Source organism: Micromonospora sp. DT231 (assembly GCF_049847025.1).
In the GTDB taxonomy this organism is placed as follows: Bacteria; Actinomycetota; Actinomycetes; order Mycobacteriales; family Micromonosporaceae; genus Micromonospora.
Map to the genome: position 1 here is coordinate 488,419 of NZ_JBNCNO010000001.1, position 17,805 is coordinate 506,223.

At 72.6% G+C, this 17,805-nt stretch carries 16 protein-coding genes; 4 read left to right on the forward strand and 12 right to left on the reverse strand.

Features of this window, described 5'->3' with window-relative positions; translation table 11 throughout:
• Positions 1-10: 10 nt before the first annotated feature.
• From ACPXBU_RS02035 to ACPXBU_RS02045, 3 genes are read right to left on the reverse strand one after another with little or no spacing between them, the layout of a single operon-like run.
• Positions 11-2,119 (reverse strand): iron ABC transporter permease, encoded by a 2,109-nt coding sequence (locus ACPXBU_RS02035; protein WP_425755956.1) that lies wholly within the window; start codon positions 2,117-2,119, stop codon positions 11-13.
• A complete protein-coding gene (locus ACPXBU_RS02040; RefSeq protein ID WP_425755958.1) occupies positions 2,116-3,099 on the reverse strand; it encodes an ABC transporter substrate-binding protein in 984 nt (327 codons plus the stop codon). Before ACPXBU_RS02040 ends, ACPXBU_RS02035 begins: the two co-directional genes overlap by 4 nt.
• 33 nt (positions 3,100-3,132) lie before the next feature.
• Positions 3,133-3,966 (reverse strand): ABC transporter ATP-binding protein, encoded by an 834-nt coding sequence (locus tag ACPXBU_RS02045; protein ID WP_393368612.1) that lies wholly within the window; start codon positions 3,964-3,966, stop codon positions 3,133-3,135.
• Between the two features lie 112 nt (positions 3,967-4,078).
• Between ACPXBU_RS02045 and ACPXBU_RS02050 the strand changes: the two genes are divergently transcribed.
• Entirely contained in the window at positions 4,079-7,258 is a 3,180-nt protein-coding gene (locus ACPXBU_RS02050) for a BTAD domain-containing putative transcriptional regulator (protein WP_425755961.1), read from the forward strand.
• Between the two features lies 1 nt (position 7,259).
• Here ACPXBU_RS02050 and ACPXBU_RS02055 read toward each other — a convergent pair whose 3' ends face one another.
• On the reverse strand, positions 7,260-8,087 hold the full coding sequence (locus tag ACPXBU_RS02055) for an ABC transporter permease (protein ID WP_393368617.1): 828 nt from the start codon (positions 8,085-8,087) through the stop codon (positions 7,260-7,262).
• Positions 8,084-9,064 carry an ATP-binding cassette domain-containing protein gene (locus ACPXBU_RS02060; RefSeq protein WP_393368620.1) on the reverse strand — a complete coding sequence of 327 codons (981 nt, stop codon included), beginning with the start codon at positions 9,062-9,064 and terminating at the stop codon, positions 8,084-8,086. Before ACPXBU_RS02060 ends, ACPXBU_RS02055 begins: the two co-directional genes overlap by 4 nt.
• Positions 9,065-9,343: 279 nt before the next feature.
• Here ACPXBU_RS02060 and ACPXBU_RS02065 point away from each other — a divergent pair, with 279 nt between their 5' ends.
• The 3 genes from ACPXBU_RS02065 to ACPXBU_RS02075 all read left to right on the forward strand — a co-directional run bounded on the left by ACPXBU_RS02065 (position 9,344) and on the right by ACPXBU_RS02075 (position 11,737).
• Entirely contained in the window at positions 9,344-9,880 is a 537-nt protein-coding gene (locus tag ACPXBU_RS02065; protein WP_425755963.1) for a DinB family protein, read from the forward strand.
• 45 nt (positions 9,881-9,925) lie between these two features.
• Positions 9,926-10,537, forward strand: coding sequence for a dihydrofolate reductase family protein (locus ACPXBU_RS02070; RefSeq protein ID WP_425755965.1), 612 nt, complete (start codon positions 9,926-9,928; stop codon positions 10,535-10,537).
• Positions 10,538-10,795: 258 nt separating this feature from the next.
• Positions 10,796-11,737: a hypothetical protein gene (locus ACPXBU_RS02075; protein WP_425755967.1), complete on the forward strand. Its 942-nt coding sequence runs from the start codon at positions 10,796-10,798 to the stop codon at positions 11,735-11,737.
• 160 nt (positions 11,738-11,897) lie between these two features.
• Here the strand turns inward: ACPXBU_RS02075 and ACPXBU_RS02080 are convergent, their stop codons facing one another.
• From ACPXBU_RS02080 to ACPXBU_RS02110, 7 genes are read right to left on the reverse strand one after another with little or no spacing between them, the layout of a single operon-like run.
• The gene (locus ACPXBU_RS02080) at positions 11,898-12,701 is read right to left on the reverse strand and encodes a methyltransferase (RefSeq protein ID WP_425755969.1); all 804 of its coding nucleotides are present in this window, start codon (positions 12,699-12,701) and stop codon (positions 11,898-11,900) included.
• Between the two features lie 27 nt (positions 12,702-12,728).
• On the reverse strand, positions 12,729-13,499 hold the full coding sequence (locus ACPXBU_RS02085; RefSeq protein WP_425755971.1) for an ABC transporter ATP-binding protein: 771 nt from the start codon (positions 13,497-13,499) through the stop codon (positions 12,729-12,731).
• Positions 13,499-14,242 (reverse strand): ABC transporter ATP-binding protein, encoded by a 744-nt coding sequence (locus tag ACPXBU_RS02090; RefSeq protein WP_393368636.1) that lies wholly within the window; start codon positions 14,240-14,242, stop codon positions 13,499-13,501. Before ACPXBU_RS02090 ends, ACPXBU_RS02085 begins: the two co-directional genes overlap by 1 nt.
• The gene (locus tag ACPXBU_RS02095; RefSeq protein WP_425755973.1) at positions 14,239-15,258 is read right to left on the reverse strand and encodes a branched-chain amino acid ABC transporter permease; all 1,020 of its coding nucleotides are present in this window, start codon (positions 15,256-15,258) and stop codon (positions 14,239-14,241) included. Before ACPXBU_RS02095 ends, ACPXBU_RS02090 begins: the two co-directional genes overlap by 4 nt.
• Complete coding sequence (locus ACPXBU_RS02100) at positions 15,255-16,151, reverse strand: branched-chain amino acid ABC transporter permease (RefSeq protein WP_425755975.1); 897 nt, start codon at positions 16,149-16,151, stop codon at positions 15,255-15,257. The genes ACPXBU_RS02095 and ACPXBU_RS02100 overlap by 4 nt, the downstream gene beginning before the upstream one ends.
• Positions 16,148-17,341, reverse strand: a complete 1,194-nt coding sequence (locus ACPXBU_RS02105) for an ABC transporter substrate-binding protein (RefSeq protein ID WP_425755977.1) — start codon at positions 17,339-17,341, stop codon at positions 16,148-16,150. Before ACPXBU_RS02105 ends, ACPXBU_RS02100 begins: the two co-directional genes overlap by 4 nt.
• A 49-nt stretch (positions 17,342-17,390) precedes the next feature.
• Positions 17,391-17,795, reverse strand: a complete 405-nt coding sequence (locus tag ACPXBU_RS02110) for a roadblock/LC7 domain-containing protein (protein WP_184185936.1) — start codon at positions 17,793-17,795, stop codon at positions 17,391-17,393.
• Between the last annotated feature and the right edge of the window lie 10 nt (positions 17,796-17,805).

A 17,805-nucleotide genomic window follows, 5' to 3' on the forward strand; every position in this document is an offset into this window, starting at 1 on the left:
GGGCCGGCGTCTACCGGGTGGGGCTCGCCACGGCGCGGGAGCGCCACAGCAGCCAGACGAAGTACGGGGCGCCGATCATGGCCGTGACCAGGCCGGCGGGGATCTGGGCCGGAGCGATGACCGTCCGGCCGAGGGTGTCGGCGATGCTGACCAGCGCCGCGCCGAGCAGGGCGGCCACCGGCAGCACCCGAGAGTGCCGCCCGCCGACGAGCGCCCGCGCGGCGTGCGGGGCGACCAGGCCGACGAAGCCGATGACCCCGACGGCCGAGACGGCGGTGGAGGTGAGCAGCGCCGCCGCCCCGAGCGCGACCAGCCGGGTAGGTTCCAGCCGGACGCCCAGCACCCGGGGGGTGTCGTCGTCCAGGGCCAGCAGGTCGAGGTCGCGACGGGCGGCGACCACGGCCGGGGTGAGCACCAGCAGGGCGATCAGCACCGGCAGCACCTGGGTGGGCATCCGACCGTAGGTGGAGCCGGACAGCCAGGTCAGCGCCTTGCCGGTGTTCCACGGGTCGAAGGCGACGACGAGGTACGTGATGACCGCCATCCCTCCCTGCCAGGCGCCGAAGCCGATCAGCACCAGCCGGTCGGAATTCAGCCCGCCGCGCCAGGCCAGGCCGTAGACCAGGGCGAAGGCCAGCATCGCGCCGAGTCCGGCGACGCCGGAGACGGCCCAGACGCCGGCCAGCGGCACGAAGGTGAGCAGGGAGACGGCCCCCAGCCCGGCGCCAGCGGTGATGCCGAGGATGCCGGGTTCGGCGAGCGGGTTGCGGCAGACCGCCTGCACCGTGGTGCCGGCAACCGCGAGCGCCGCGCCGGCCAGGACCGCCGCGGCGACACGCGGCCACCGCTGGTCCAGCACGAAGGTGTACGCGGGCCCGGTGCTGCCGTTGACCCAGTTGACGACGTCACCGAGCAGCACCCAGGTGTCGCCGGCGAGCATGCCGACCGTCACGGCGCAGACGGTCACCGCGGCGGCGACGGCGACGACGCCGCGGTGGAACGCGGCGGAGCGGACGGCCGCGTGTCCGCCGGGCGGGCGGCGGGTGGGGCCGGCGTCGCGGTGCCGGCGCGCCAGCCAGATCAGGATCGCCGCGCCGAACAGGGTGGTGACCACGCCGGTGGGGATGTCGACCCCGGCCTGCCCGCCCATCACGGCGCGCAACAGCACGTCCGAGCCGAGCACGATGATGACGCCGGCGATGCCGGACAACGGCAGCAGGATGCGGTGCCGGTGCACCCCCGGCACCACGGGGCCGAGCAGCCGGACGATCACCGGGGCGCACAGGCCGACGAAGCCGACCGGACCGGTGAGGGTGACGGCCGCGGCGGACAGCAGCACGGCCAGCACCATGACGGTGAGCCGGGTACGCCGCACGTCGAGCCCGAGCACGGTGGCGGTGTCGTCGCCGAGGGCGAGGATGTCGAGGCGGTGCCCGAGCAGCATCAACAGGACGATCGCGGCGACGATCACCGGGGCCAGTTGGGTGAGCGCGGTCAGGTCGCTCTGCACCAGCGAGCCGTTGCCCCACGCGAACAGGCCGATGGTGGCCTGTTCGAACAGGAGCAGCAGCAGGGTGGTCACCGATCCGAGCGCCAGGGCGGTCGCCGAGCCGGCGAGGATCAGCCGGGTCGTGCCGGCCTGCCCGCCGGAGGACATCGCCAGCACCAGGCCGGCGGCGGCCAACCCCCCGCAGAAGGCGAGGCCGCCGGCGGGCAGCGCGGGCAGCGAGACGCCGAACGCGGCCACCGAGACGATCGCCAGGTGGGCGCCCGCGTTGACCGCGAGGGTGTCGGGCGAGGCGAGTGGATTGCGGGCGATCGACTGCAATGCGGCTCCGGCGAACCCGAGCGCGACGCCGATGGCCAGCCCCGCGAGCAGTCGGGGCAGCCGGGCGGCGATCAGGACGCGGGCCGCCTCGTTGTCGGTGCCGGTCACGAGCCGCAGCAGGTCCGGGGCGCCGACGTTCGAGGTGCCCTGGGTGAGGTGCACCGCGCCGACCACGAGCAGCAGCAGGGTCGCGGCGACGAAGACGACGGCGACGCGGGGCGCGGCCGGGCGTCCGTCCGGAGCCGGCCGGGTGGCCGGCTCCGGACGTGGGGGTGCGCTGAGCACGCTCACACCGCGTACGTCTTGACGAGTTCGTCGATGTACTGCTTGCCGGAGAGCGGCCCGCCGAAGGTCCAGATGCCGTTGGGCATCTTGTGCAGGTTGCCCTGCCGCACGAAGGGCAGCGACTTCCAGATGGCGTTGCCGGCGAGACCGTTGGCGAACACGTCGTCGCCGTCGGAGGCGCTGTAGAAGAGGCGTAGATTCGGATCCTTGAGCACCGTCATGCCCTCGACGTCGGTCTGGCCCAGGCCCCACACCTCGTCGGTCTTGCCGGTCCAGGCGTTGGTGAGGCCGAGCTGGATGCCGATCTGGGAGACCAGCGCGCCCTTGCCGAACATCCGGATGCTGACGGTGCTGCCCTCCTTCCAGCCGTCGGCTATGGCGAACGGCCGGCCGGCGGCACCCGCGTCGGCGATCTTCTTCCTGCCGTCGGCGATGGCCGCGTCGAAGTCGGTGAGCAGCTTCTCCGCCGCGGTGGTCTTGCCGACCGCCTTCGCGATCATGGTGAGGTCGTTGCGCATCCGGCCGAGGTTGTCGGTGGCGTCGCTGCCCTTGGCGACCACGACGGGGACGTACTTCTCCAGTTGGCTGATCAGGGTGGCGCCCCGGTCGTCCTCCATCACGACGAGGTCGGGTTGGAGGGCGACGATCGAGTCGACGCTGGGCTCGCCGCGAGTGCCGACGTCCTTGACACTCGGGTCGAGCTTCGCGGCGGTGACCCAGGTGCCGTATCCCTTCGGGTCGGCGACACCGACGGGCATGACGCCGAGGCTGACGAGCATCTCGACCTCGCCCCACTCCAGCCCGACGACCTTTGTCGCGGGGGCCTTGAGGGTGACCTCCTTGCCCCGGCCGTCGGTGAGGGTGACCGGGCCGCCGGCCGCCGCGGCGGAGGGGTCCGGCTTGGCGGCGTTCTCGGTGGTGCCGCAGGCGCCGAGCGTCAACGCGGCGACGACGGCGAGAAGGGCTGTGAAACGGGTACGGGTCATGACGGTCTTTCTCTGTTGCGGATGAAGGGGTGTTCAGACCAGGGCGCGGATCGGGTGCCGCCCGACCGGGCGGGTGGTGACAAGTCCGCTGAGCGGGTCGGTGGTCACCTCGATGCGGATCCCGTAGGTCTCGGTGAGGGCGTCCTCGGTGAAGACCGCGGCCGGGGTGCCGGTGGCGCGGACCCGTCCGTGGTGCAACAGGACGACCTCGTCCGCCACGGCGGCTGCCTGGTTGAGGTCGTGCAGCACGACGCCGACGGCGACGTCGTGGTCGTTAGCGAGGTCCCGGACCAGGTCGAGGATCTCCACCTGGTAGCGCAGGTCGAGGAACGTGGTGGGCTCGTCGAGAAGCAGCACCGGGGTGTCCTGGGCCAGGCAGGTGGCCAGCCACACGCGCTGCAGCTCACCGCCGGACAGTTCGTCGACGGGGCGCTCGGCCATCGTCGCGACGCCCGTGACGTCCATGGCGCGGGTGATCGCGGCGGGACCCTGCGGGTCCTCCGCGCGCCAGCGTCCCCGGTAGGGGTGGCGACCGTAGCCGACGACGTCGCGGACGGTGACCCCGCTGGGCACCGGCCTGCTCTGGGCGAGCAGGGTGACCCGCCGGGCGAACTCCCGGGCCGCGAGGCTGGCGGCCGTGACGCCGTCGGCGAGGTGCACGATTCCGGCCTCGATCGGGTGCAGTCGGGCCAGTGCCCGCAGCAGCGTGGACTTGCCGCTGCCGTTCGGCCCGACAAGTGCGGTCACGGCACCCGCGCGGAGGGTGATCGCGGCACCGTGCACCACCGGCACGCCGTGATAGCCCAGGTGGAGGTCGACGCCGGACAGGCTGCGCTCCCCGTTGACCGACGCCAACTCGTTCTGCATTAGGTGAGGCTAACCTAAGGAAATGCCCGCGTGTCAAGCCGGCGCAGGGGTCGCGGCCCGCCGGGCGCCCGTCGGTGGTGGGGATGGTGCACGCGTGAGGGATGCTGGTTCCGTGCAGATCAAGACCCTGGGCCCACTCGCCGTCGACGGCCGGCCGGTCCGGGGTGAACGCCTCGCGGCGGTGGTACGTGCGCTCGTCGATGCGCGGGGGCGCGCGGTCTCCACGAGTCTGCTCGTGGACGCCGTCTGGGACGGGACGCCGCCCGACGACGCCACCGGCGCCGTCCAGGCCCTCGTGTCCCGAGTCCGCCGCCTCGGCCTGCCCGTGGTCGCGGTGCCGGGCGGCTACCGGCTGCCCGCCGAGGAGGTCACCGTCGACGCGGTCGAGGCGCGCACGCTCGTCGACCGGGCGCGGACCGTGTTCCACTGTGGCGACGTCCGTGCAGCCCGCGGCCTGGCCGATCAGGCACGTGCCCTGTTCCCCGAAGTCCCGGAGCTGGTCACCAGCGAGGACACCCGCCTGTTCGCGGATGTCACGGCGCTGCGCGCGCAGGCGGCACTCGCCGGCGTCGGTGCGTTCGACGAGGTCGACCTGGGCCGGCTCGTCGCGCGTACGCCCCCGGACGAGCCGTCGGCCGCACTGCTCGTCCGGGTGCTCGCCGCCCAGGGGCGCGAGGCGGAGGCGCTGGAGGTGGTCGAGCGACTCCGGGCCGAGCTGGCCGACCGGTACGGCACCGACCCGTCCTCGGTGATCACGGACGTTCACCTGGCGTTGCTGCGCGGTGAACTCGCCGCACCGCCCGTCGCGGCGCCGCCCCGGAAACCGGCGCGGATCACGCTGCCCGCCGCGTGGCGTCGCCCCATGGCCGCCCTCGTGGGCCGGGAGCGGGACGTGAAGGCCGTCACCGACGGGCTCGCCGAGACACCTGTCCTGACGATCGTGGCGACCGGCGGGGCAGGCAAGACCCGGCTCGCCGCCGAGGTCGCGAGGCGTACGGCAGCGGCCGGGCGGGCGGTCCGCGTGATCGAACTCGCCGGCCTGCGCGCGCCCGAGGAGGTGCTGCCCACGGTGCTCGCCGCGCTCGGCGGTGCCGACACCACGGCGACCGGCGCCAACCTGGGCCTGGAACGGCGGGTCCTCAGCCCCGAGGAGCGACTGCGCGCCGTGGCGCCCGACCTGGACGGGCTGCTGGTGCTGGACAACTGCGAGCACGTGCTCGACGCGGTGGCCGTCGTCGTCGCGGACCTGGTCGCGGCGGCCTCGCCGGAGGTCGCGGTGCTCGCGACGAGCCGCGCCCCACTGGGCCTGGTCGGCGAACTGGTCCACCGACTGACCGCGTTGCCGGACGCCGACGCGCTCGCGCTCGTCGAGTCCCGGGCACGGGCCGGCGGCGCCGTGCCGACCTGGGACACCGCGCGGGCGCTCGCGCTGTGCCACCGCCTCGACAACCTGCCGCTGGCCCTCGAGTTGGCCGCCGCGCGACTGCGGCACATGCCGATCGACGACGTGCTCGCCGGGCTGACCGACCGGTTCGCGCTGCTTGACGACGCCCTGCGCGGCCTGCCCGAGCGGCACGCGAGCCTGTGGGCGTTGGTCGACTGGAGCAGAGAGCTGCTCGCCGAGGACGACCGGGTCCTGCTGGAGAGGGTCGCGGCCATCCCCGCGCCGTTCACCGCGGACCTCGCCGCCGCCGTCGCGCACGCCCCGGACGTACGTCGCGGCCTGGCGACCCTCGTCGAACAGTCCCTGTTGACCCTGGTCGAGGGGGACGGCCCGCCGCGCTACCGGATGCTCGAAACGGTCCGTGAGTACGGCGAGGCCCGGTTGGACGCGGCCGGTGCCCGGGATCAGGCCATGGCCGGTCTGGTCAGGTGGGCGCGGGAGCAGGCCGTCGCACTGGCCGGGCATTTCGTCGGCCCCGGCCAGGTCGAGGCGTTGCACCGGTGCGCCGCTGAGCAGGACAACCTGGTCGCGGCCCTGCGGTGGGCGATGGGAGCGGACGACGAGCCCGCCGCCGTGGACGTCGCCACCGCGCTGTTCCACCTCTGGTCGGTGCGTGGCCTGCACCTTGAGGTCCTGGCCTGGGCGCGCGGGCTGCTGCACATCGACGAGCCGCAGCGGCGGCTGCGGTCGGCGATCCTGCGCGGCACGGCCAGCGGCCGGCCACTGCCCAACGCCGAGCGGCTGGCCTGGATGTGCGTGGTGATCAGCGTCAACGCCGGCGTCAGCGCCGACCTGCGGCCCGCCGTGCTCGCCCGCCGGGCGCTGCGGACGCTGCTGGCCGAACGTCCCGCCGCGGTGTCGTCCCGGCTGACCGCTCTCGCGTCGGCGCTGCCCGGCTTCGACCTCTCCGACCTGGAGAAGAACCTGAAGAGCGCGACCGAGATGATCGCGCACCCGGACCCGTACGTGCAGGGGCTCGGGCTGTTCGCGCGCGCGGCGGTCCGGGAGAACGGCGGCCTGCCGGAAGCGTCGATCGGCGACGCCGAGCAGGCGTACCACCGCTTCGAGGCCGCCGGCGACCACTGGGGCATGGCGATGGCGGCCGGTGCCGTCGGGCAGTTCCTCGTCCCGAGCGGGGATGCCCGTTCGGCGGAGTGGCTGACGCGCAGCGTGCAGCACATGGAGTTGGTCGGCGCCGCACAGGACGCGCGGTCGATCCGGGTCCGGCTGGACGCGCAGCTCGCCCTCGCCGGCGACGCGGACGCGGAGCGGCGACTGGGCGAGACGGCCACACTGGGCCAGTCCGAGCAGATCGACGCCGCGCAGGCGTTCCTCGGCCTGGCCCGCCTCGCCTGGCAGCGCAAGCGGTACGACGACGTGCTCGCCCACGCCGACGAGGTGACCCGCATCCTCGCCGGCTGGAGCGGGCCGCTGCCCCAGCCGCGCGTGATGCTGCGGACCACGGCGGCGATCCTCTACCTGCGGGTCGCCGAGGCTCGGCGGGTGTCGGGGAACGACGCCGCGGCCCAGGCGACCGCGATGCTGTCGCTTGTCCGCGACGACGCGCTGACCTCACGGGACCTGCCGGTGATCGGGGCGTGGGCCGCGGGCGGCGCGGAGCTCGCGGCGTACCGGGATGACATCGACACCGCCCGCGAACTGTCCGCACTCGCGAAGCGGATCGGCAGCCAGATCGAGATGTTCTTCCCGTCCGAGAACGGCGAACGGCTCACCGCCCTCCTCGGTGACGAGGAACAGCGTGAGCCGTTGCTTGCCGCGTGGCGCGAGCGGCCACCCGCCGCGGTCGTCGCCCGGATCCGCGAGCTGATGGACGACCTGCTCGCGTAGGTCAGATCTTCTTGCGGTACGCGCGCAGCGCCAGCGGCATGAACAGCACCACGAAGCCGGCGCACCAGGCCAGCGTCCACCACACGTGGTTGCCGAGCGGGGCGCCGAGGAACAGGCCGCGCACCGACGCCACCAGGTGGGTCATCGGGTTGACGTCCACGAACGCCTGCATCCAGCCGGGCAACGTGTCGGCGCCGACGAACACGTTCGACGCGAAGCTCAGCGGCATGATCAGCGCGAACATCACACCCTGCACGGCACCGGCGGTCCGCACCTTCATCGACACGAGCACCGGCAGCCAGCTCAGGCAGAGCGCGAACAACACCGCGAGCAGACACCCGGCGACCGCCCGGAACGGGTCGGTCTCGATCCGGAAGCCCATCACGTAGCCGATCGCGAGGGTCGACACCGTGACGATCACGTACCGGACGACATCGCCGAGAACCGCGCCGACAAGTGGTGCGGAGCGGGGGATCGGCAACGACCGGAACCTGTCGAAGATGCCCTTGGCGATGTCGGTGTTCAGGTTGACGCCGATCGCGATGGCGCCGGTGGCGATGGTCTGCGCCAGGATGCCGGGCAGCAGGAACTGCAGGTAGTCGTGGGTCGATCCGGCGACCGCGCCGCCGAAGACGTACACGAAGATGATGAGGAACAGCACCGGCTGCAGGGTCACGTCGATGAGCGCCTCGGGCGTACGCCAGGTCTTGATGAGACTGCGCTTGGCCAGCGCCAACGAGTGCCGGACCAGCCGGAACGGTCGTGGGCTCGGGGCGGTCGTCGAGAGCGCCCGATTCCTGGTGGGTGGTGCGTCGATCAGAGTGCTCATGCCGCGACCTCCGTGGGGCGGGTGGTGTCGTCTTCTGCTGCCGTACGCCCGGTGAGGGTGAAGAACACCTCGTCGAGGCTCGGCAGGTGCAGGGAGAGTTCGGTGACCGCGATGCCGGCGGAGGCGAACCGCGCCACGCTCTCGGTCAGGGCCGCGTCGTCGGTGACCGGCACCGCGAGCACGCCCTTGCGGATCTCGTCGGCGGGCGCGCCGGAGCCGACCTCGGTCAGGATCGCGGCGGTCCGGGGCAGTTGCGCCACGTCGGCCGGACGGACCTCCAGGGTCTGCCCGCCGACGACCCGCTTGAGCCCTTCGGGGGTGTCGTGCGCGATCACCCGGCCGTGGTCGATCACCGTGATCGCGTCGGCGAGCGCGTCGGCCTCCTCCAGGTACTGCGTGGTGAGCAGCACCGTCGAGCCGTTGCCGACAAGCGAGCGGACCACGTCCCACATGTCCTCGCGCTTGGCCGGGTCGAGGCCTGTCGTCGGCTCGTCCAGGAAGATCACGTCGGGGGAACCGACGAGGCTGGCGGCCAGGTCCAGCCGGCGCCGCATGCCGCCGGAGTAGGTCTTGGCCGGCCGGTTCGCGGCGTCGGTCAGGTCGAACCAGTCGAGCAGCTCGGCGGCCCGCTTCCGTGCGCCCGTACGCCCCAACTCCAGCAGGGTGCCGAACAGCTCCAGGTTCTGCCGCCCGGTCAGGTCCTCGTCGACCGAGGCGTACTGGCCGGTGAGGCCGATACTCTGCCGAACGCGCTCGGCGTCCCGGACCACGTCGAAACCGCCGATCCGGGCGGTTCCGCCGTCCGGGGCGAGCAGGGTGGAGAGGATGCGGACGGCGGTGGTCTTGCCGGCGCCGTTGGGGCCGAGCACCCCGAGCACCGTCCCGCGGGGAACCGCGAGGTCCACGCCCTGCAGCGCCCTCGTCTTTCCAAATGTCTTCACGAGGCCCTCGGCCTCGATCACCAGGTCAGCTGTCATGCGGACAGCCTGCACGGCTCTGCTGACACCGCCCCGACACGCCGCCGACACCGGCTGACACGGGCAGCGGGCGGGTCCGCGGCCCCCGCGCGGTGATCGACTCGACTGTCGCGAGATCGCCGTATCCACACGCCCACGACACCCCGATCCCAGCAGAACCGAGTCGATCACGTCGCGCGTACACAGGACCAGGTCAGACCCCGGTACGCGCCCACGGCCCACGGCCGTCGCGTTCGCGAGGGGTCGTCGTCCGGCTGTCGTCATGTGTAGGTTGCGGACGTGACGAGAAGCGAGCGAATCGCGGACCAGCTGGACCGGCACTGGCAGAAGAACCTGCGGCCCCGGCTGGACGGTCTAACCGATGAGGAGTACTTCTGGGAGCCGGTTCGTGGCTGCTGGAGCATCCGTCCACGTGGCACGTCGGCCGCACCGATGTCGGCAGGTTCGGGGGAGTGGACGATGGACTCCGCCTCCCCTGACCCGGTGCCCGCGCCGGTGACCACGATTGCCTGGCGGCTGGCGCACATCATCGTCTCCTGCCTGGCCTATCGGGTCGAATGGCACTTCGGCGGCCAGGAGGCCGACTCGCTTGCCTACGCGGGGACCGCCGACGAGGCGCTGAAACAGCTCGACGAGATGTACGGCAGGTGGGACGCGGGGGTCCGCGAGCTCTCGGACGTCGACCTGGAGAATCCGCCCACCGTGGGTCCCGAACGGTTTCCCCTGGAGGGCATCGTCCTGCACGTCAACAGGGAGCTGATCCACCACGGTGCCGAGATCTCCCTGCTGCGCGACCTCTACCGCTGGCAGGACTGAGCGTGTCGCTCCGTCGGGCGGTTGTCTACGGGTAAGGGAGGGCCGATGGGCCGCACGGTGTTGAGCATGAGCGTGTCGTTGGACGGCTTCGCCGCCGGCCCTGACGTCACCCGTGAACAACCGATGGGCAGAGGCGGCGAGCGGCTGCACGAATGGCTGTTCCAGGCTGACGGGGATCGCGCTGTGGCCGCCGACGGCGTCACCCCGGTCGGGGTCGACGCCGCGCAGGTACGAGAGCGTCATGACACGACCGGTGCCGTGGTGATCGGCAAACGGACGTTCGATGTCGGCGTGGACCTGTGGCAGGACACTCCGTTTCCGGTGCCGTGCTTCGTGGTCACCCGCGAGTCACGCGACCCGTTGCGGATGAGGAGCGACGTCTTCACATTCGTCGACGACGGGCTCCACAGCGCGCTGCGCCAGGCGCGACAGGCAGCGGGCGACCGGAACGTCCTCATCATGGGTGGACCCACCACATGTCGAGAGTTCGTCAAGGCCGGGCTGGTGGACGAGATCCACGTCCAACTCGTGCCGGTGATCCTCGGTGCCGGCACGCGCCTGTTCGACGACTTCGGCACCGCCCCCATCGCACTCGAACGGACCGCGGTGATCGAATCACCACACGTCACACACCTGCGCTTCCGCGTCCCGAGGTGACCGCTCGGCGTCGGCCGGCCCACGTTACGGACTCGACGCCCGCCGTACGGACCGGCCGGCGCTCGCACGGCCGCACCGATTGTCGAAGTCGCGATATGCTGGCGGCGGCAGAGCGCCTGCCAGTGCCCGATGCGGTGGCCCACGCCTGACCGCATGCCCGGGGCCAAGAGTCTCCGACTCCGCGCCGTTGTGTCGACTCCCGGCGTGCCGGTCACGCCGCCTGTTCGGTGGAGTGCGTGGGGCTGCACCGGAGGCGTCATGTCTGATTCCACCCCCCGCCGAACCTCAGCCCCGGGACGTGCCCGCAAGCGCGCCATCCGCGAGCACGCCGCCCAGACCGGTGTCGCCTACTCGGTGGCTGCCCGCCACCTTGAGTCGGTGGGTCTGCGACCCGGCGAAACCCTCGCCAGGTACGGGCGGACGATCTATCCGATCGGGTTCGACCCGCATCGCCAACTGCTCGTCGAACGCCGTGAGCGGCGGTCGTTCGAGGAGCGGGTCTCAGACACGAGGCGGGCAGCGGCCCTGCCCCGTGGCCGCGCCGAACACCTCGCCGAGCGCTTCCCGCCCAGCCGTGGGGGTACCGGAACCGGGGTAGGTGTGCTCTACCACGGCGAGGGCCGGCAGGAACTGCTCGCGATGCTGTACATCGTGGTCGCGACAGAATCGCCAGGGCTGCTGCCCGTGGTGGGGGATCTCGCCTGGATCGCGGAGCTGGGCGAGGACACCGCGCTCGACACGGCCTGCGCCGAAGTCGACCGCGAGGCCCGCCGACTACTCGACCAGGAGCCGCTGGGGCTCTGGTCGAGCATCCAGAAGGCGCTGGACATCGCCGGACACAGCGCGGACGGGCAGGTACGCCAGGAGGCGATCCGGCAAGCCGCGCTCCTGCACACGATGATGACGCCACACCTGGGGTACGCGGGTGAGCCGTACGTGGAAGGGTTGCCGGTCGTCGGTGCCCGCCAGACCCTCGACGCGCTGCTCATCGTCGCCGACGACGGACATGCGTCAGGCACCCGGGTGCGCCTGCTCACCCAGCCGAACGACGCGCGCTCCGGCACGATCATCGGTGCCAGGTGGGGATCATCTGGTCCGCCGGTGGGCTATCTCGTCTGGCTAGACGGAGCGACCGCGCCGCTGTCGGTCTGCCCCGAGGATCTGATTGTCCTGGCCGGCCAGGAAACCATTCCCCGCTGAGCCGGACTGGCCTACGCGCGGACCGGCCGGGCTCCTGGGGAGGGAGCCCGGCCGGTGGGGGTCGACGCCGTCGTAGCGCGGTCCGGAACGCAGCGGGGGGCGTGCTGCGGCGGGAGCGGTACGAACGGCGCGACCGCTCTCCGCGCGGTGGTCCACCTGCTCAGCTCGGCAGACGGCCCCGCGTGGAGACGAAGTGGTACGACATGACGGCGAACCCGGGATCGCGGACCAGCCGGCGGAAGGCGTGCAGTTGTTGGGGCGCCAGTCCGGCGGCGAGCAGGTCGGGCTCCAACTGGCGGGAGTTCGTCTCGTAGAGCGACGTCCCGGTCGATCCACCGGCCCAGCTCTGCGAGTGGGTGATGGTGTCCAGCTCGGTGAGGCCGGCGAGGGCTATCTCGGTGTGCACGTCCTGCGCCCAGCCCAGGTCGGCCCCGTGGTCCTCCAGGACACCCATCATGGCATCCATGACCTGCGCGAAGAGCTTCGCGGCGTCGTCGGTCGGCGCGGTCAGCACCCGCGGCAGCGCGGTGCAGTCGAACTCCTCGACCACCAGCCACCCGCCGGGAGCCAGTGCGCCGGTGAGCGTCCGGAGGACTCGCCGTCGATCGGGGAGGTGCAGCAACACCAGCCGGGCGTGGATCAGGTCGAACGCGTCCCCGGGTGGCGGTTCGGTCCGCACGTCGTGCCGGCGTACGCGCAGGTTGCCCTCCGCGCTGAGGTGCGTGGGGTCGATGTCGGTGGCCAGCACGCGGCCCTGGCCGCCGGTCGCGCGGGCGATCCGCCGGGCCATCGAGCCGCCGCCCGCCCCGACCTCCCAGCAGGTCGCGCCGGGTCGCAGCACCGGGCGGGCCAGGCGACGCGTCGTGATCGGATCCAGGAAGGACTCCAGCGCGTGCATCTGGGCGACGGCGTCGGGTGCGCCGTTGTCGAACGTGTACGCGCCATCGCTCGTAGCGGTTGTCATGGGTGTCTACCTCTCCGAGAAGGGTGACTACGGGGTGTCGGCCCAGAGCCGAGGGGCCGCCCGGTTGGGTGGGGGTGGCGGAGCGGCGGTGACGCTCAACATCGCCGCGAGTGGTGCCGGATCGACGCGGGCCTCGGCCGTCGGTCGGTCGTAGACCACCCGGCCGTACTCCAGCACCGCCACCCGGTCCGCGATCTCGATCGCGTGCTGGAGTTGCTGCTCCACGAGCAGCACGGTCAGGCCGTCGGCGGCGAGACCGTTGACGAGTTCACGGACCCGCGCCGCCAGATCGGGCGAGAGGCCCTCACACGGTTCGTCGAGCAGCAGGACCCGTGGTTGGCCGAGGAGGGCGCGGGCGATCGCCAACATCTGCTGCTCGCCGCCGGAGAGTTCGCCGCCACGGTGTCGCAGCCGTGCCGCCAACCGGGGCAGCAGGTCGAGGGTGCGGGCCACCGTCCAGCCCTCGCCACCGGGGGCGGCGGCCCGCCACGGTGCGGCCGCCAGGTGCAGGTGCTCGGCCACGGTCAGTCGGGAGAACACCCGTCGGCCCTGCGGGACGAGTCCGACGCCGGACTGGGCGACGCGGTGTGGTTGTCGGCCGGCCACGTGCACACCGCCGATCTCGATGCGACCACTGGAGGCCCGCACCAGCCCGGCGATCGTGTGCACGAGCGTGCTCTTGCCCGCCCCGTTGCGACCCACCACGGCCTGGATGCTGCCGGGACGCACCCGCAGGCTGACCTCGTGCAGCACCATCCCTCCGGCGTAGCCGGCGCAGAGGCGATCGACCGACAACATCAGGCCACCCCGTCGGCGTAGGCCTGCCGCACCAGCGGCGAGGAGCGGATCTCGTCAGGCGTCCCGGCGGCCAACGTCCGGCCGTCGCGCAGCACGGTCACCGTGTCGGACAGGGCGTACACCAGGTCCAGTCGATGTTCGACAAGTAACACCGCGACGGCCCGGGGCAGTGCCCGGAGCAGCTCGACGAGCCGGCCGACCTCGACGGCGGACAGCCCGGCCGCCGGTTCGTCGAGCAGCAGCAGGCGGGGGCGACCGGCAAGGGCCATGGCGATCTCCAACTGGCGTCGTTGCCCGTGGGCGAGGTGCCCGGCGGGCACCGCCGCGACATCCGCGAGCCCCATCTGGTTCAGCAGTGGGCCGGCCAGGTGCTGTGCGGCGCGTCGGCCTCCGCCCGGCCACCACCGGCGGCGTGGGATGACCCGTGGCAGCGCGGCCACCACCACGTTCTCCGTCGCGGTGAGGGTCGCGAAGACCGCGGGTCGTTGGTGGATGCGGTTGATGCCCCGCCGCGCCCGGGCCGCCGGACCGAGCCGGCCGATGTCCCGTCCGTCGAACCGCACGGTGCCGCGCTGCGGTTTCGTGGCACCACCGAGGACGTTGAGCAGTGTTGTCTTACCGGCCCCGTTCGGGCCGATCAGCGCGTGCCGCTGACCGTCGTGGATGCACAGGTCCACGCCGTCGAGCGCGGCGAGCGAGCCGTACCGCACGCTGACCTCCTGGGCGTCGAGCAGGCCGGTCATCGGCGCAGCTCCCCGACGGTGGCCTGCTCCTGGGCGACGGACGGGTCCGGCTGTGGTGCCGGGACGCCCGGCGGGCGCAGCCTGACCCGGGCCCGGATGCCGCCGCCGGGCAGCAGGTAGACCGTCGCCACGAACAGCAGCCCCAGCACCAGCGGCGCGTGGCCGGGCAGCACCCCGAACAACCAGTCCCGGACGGCGATGACGAGCGCCGCGCCCACCAGGGCGCCACCGACCGAGGCGGTGCCGCCGATGACGACACCGAGCAGCAGCAGCGCGGACGTGTCGAAACCGAAGTCGGCGGGGGAGATGTACTGCTGGGCGACGACCAGGAGCGAGCCGGCCGCGCCGGCGATCGCCCCGGCGGCGACGTGTGCGCCGGAGACGTAGAGCGGCACCCGGTGACCGCTGGCCCGCAGCCGCGTCTCGTCGTCCCGGCCGGCACGCAGCAGCAGCCCCGCCCGGGTCCGCAGCAGCACCAGCACCGCGCCGACGAGCGTGGCCACGACGACCAGGGCGTACAGGTAGCGCGCCTGGTCGCTGGCGAGCGGCGGGAGCCCCCAGAACGGACGGACCGCGGCGATGCCGGCCAACCCGTCCGTGCCACCTGTCACCGACCGCCAGCGGCCGAGGACGGTGACGGCGAGTTCACCGATGGCCAACGTGATCATCAGGACGATCACTCCCCGGGCGTGCACGACGAGGGGCACGGTCAGCGCGGCCAGCACCGCCCCGGCGGCCGCCGCGACGGCGAGCTGCACGACGCCGACGTCGGAGACCCGGCTGCCGACCACGGCACACGCGTAGGCGCCCGCCGCGTACGGCGCGGTCTGCCCGAGGGTGGGCATGCCGGCGACGCCGGTGAGCAGGGCCACGCTCACCCCGACCAGGGCCAACGCCAGCGTCCGGGCGAGGATCGACGTGGTGTAGTCGTCGACCACCCAGGGCGCCACGACCAGGCCGGCCAGGACGAGCGCCGCGACGGCGCCCCGAACCCGCCGAACCACCTCGTCTCTCATGCCGCCCTCCAACTGCCGGCCAGGCCCCGCGCCCGCACGGCCAGCACCGCCGCCATGGCGGCGAACAACAGGAACGGCGCGGCGGACGGCAGCAGCGCCACGCCCAGCGTCTGGATCTCGCCGATCGCGAGCGCCGCCAGCAGGGTGCCCCCCATCGACCCGAGACCGCCGAGGACGACGACCACCAGGGACAGCAACAGGACGGTGTCGGCGGTGCCCGTGCCGGGACCGATGATCGGCGCGCCAAGGACCCCGGCCGCACCGGCCAGCGCGCCGGCAGCGGCGAGCACACCGGTGCGGATCCGCGCGGGGCTCACGCCCAGACAGGCGACCATTTCCGGGTCGTCGACCGCCGCGCGGACCAGCATCCCGGCTCTGGTGCGCCGCACCACCAGGTAGAGCGCGACGGCGAGCACCGTCGCGACGACGATGAAGACCAACCGGTACGCGGCGTAGCGGTGCCCGGCGACCACCACCGACCCCTCCAGGAGGGCGGGCACCCGGACCTGCGGATCGTCGGGCCCGAAGCCGGCGACGAGCAGGCTGCCGCCGGCCAGTGCCACACCGAACGTCAACAGCGCCTGACCGAGGTGGTTGCCGGTGGCGACAGGTGTGAGCAGGCCGGCCAGGAGCGCACCGGCGGCGGCGGCGGCCAGCACGCCGACGAGCAGCGCCATCGCCAGGCTGGCCCAGCCACCGTCGAGCACCGCCGCGGCGGTGTAGCCGCCGATCGCGTAGAGCAGGCCGTGCGCCAGGTTGAGGATGTTGGCGACGCCGAAGCAGAAGACCAGGCCCGACGCGGCGACGAACACGAGCAGCCCGTAGGCGACCCCGTCCAGCGCCGGGATCAGGTACGGGTCGATCCGGTTCAGGCCGGCCGCCACCGCGGTCACCGGCCGACGGTCGCGAGGTCACCCACGACGGTGTTGGACAGCGCGCGGCCGTCCTGGCGGACCTGCCGCAGGTACCACTTCTGCACCGGGGAGTGCGTGGTGGTGGAGAACTGCCAGGTGCCACGCGGGCTGGCGATCTGACCGAGCTGGCCGATGGCCGTGTTGATGGCGTCCGGAGTCGGGTTGCTCCCGGCGGCGCCGACCGCCCGGTCCAGGACGGCCGCCGCGTCGTACGAGGCGAGCGCGTAGGTCGTCGGCGACCCGTCGTGCTTGGCCTTCCACGCCGCCACGAAGGCGCGGTTCTCCGCGTTGTCCAGGTCAGGTGAGTAGTTGAGCACCGAGAAGATGTCCCGGGCCGCGTCGCCCTGCGCGTTGAGCACGCCGCCCTCGGTGAGGAACCCGGCCGCGTACAGCGGGACGTCCTTGATCTCGGACTGCGCGTACTGCTTGACGAAGTCCACGGCGGCGCTGCCGGCGTAGAAGGTGTAGACGGCCGCCGCGCCGGAGGCCTTGATGCGGGCGAAGTACGGGGTGAAGTTGGTGGTGGTTGGAAACGGGGTGAAGGTGGTCTTGCCGTCGGTGTTCGCGAGTTTCCCGCCGATCTTGCCGAACGTGTCGGTGAACCCCCGCAGCTCGTCCCAGCCACCCTGGTAGTCCGGGCCGATCGCGTACACCGAGCCCTGCACGTTGTCGCGGACGTGTTGGGCGATCGCCTCCCCGGGCTCGTCGGAGAGGTATGAGGTGTGCCAGACCCGGGAGACGTCCTTGAGTTCCGGTCGCCCGTTGGAGCCGACGAGCGGCACCTTCGTCTCGTCGAGCAGCGGGGTGACCCCGGCGACCGAGCCGCCGCCGACGATGCCGGTGAGCACTGACACCCGGTCCTGCTTGAGCAGTTTGGTCGCCGCCGGGACCGCGGTCTGGGCGCCGTTGCCCTCGTCGGCGACGACGAGGTCGACCTGTCGACCGCCGAGCTTGCCGTCGTGGGTGTCCAGGTAGAGCTGGAAGCCGTCGCGGATCTCCGTGCCGACCGCCTGGTACGTCCCGGACAGCGACGCGAGCAGGCCGATCTTTATCGGGCCGCCGGCACTCGTGCCCGGCGCGTCGTCGCCGCAGGCCGTGCTGGCGGTCAGGACGACCGCGAGCAGTGTGGCGGTGAGGGCATGGCTGCGCCCAGAGGTGAGGTGAGGCATGTCTGAACTCCAGAGGAAGAGGGTCTCCGGCGTGGGGGCGCCGGGGCGGTCAGCGGCTGCGGGCGAGTGCCGCCCGGGCCGCGGGGGTCAGGGCGTCCCCGATGCGGTTGGCCAGCTCGGTCATCTCGTAGGAGACCTTGCCCACGTCGCACTCGGGCGCGGCGAGCACCAGCAGCGAGGCGCCGTCGTTGAAGGCCATGGAGAACATGAACCCGCCCTCCAGCTGCGTGACGTTGGAGATCACCGCGCCGGCGTCGAAGAAGGCCGCCGCCCCGCGCAGCAGGCTGACCAGTCCGCTGCCCGTCGCGGCCAACTGGTCGGCCCGGTCCGGGGGCAGGTCACGGGTGGCCGCCACCATCAGGCCGTCGCTGGAGATGGCGATCGCATGGCTGACCTCGCTCGCGCGCGCGGCGAAGCTGTCCAGCAGCCAGCCGAGGTCCTGTTGGTCGCTCACGTGCTCTCCT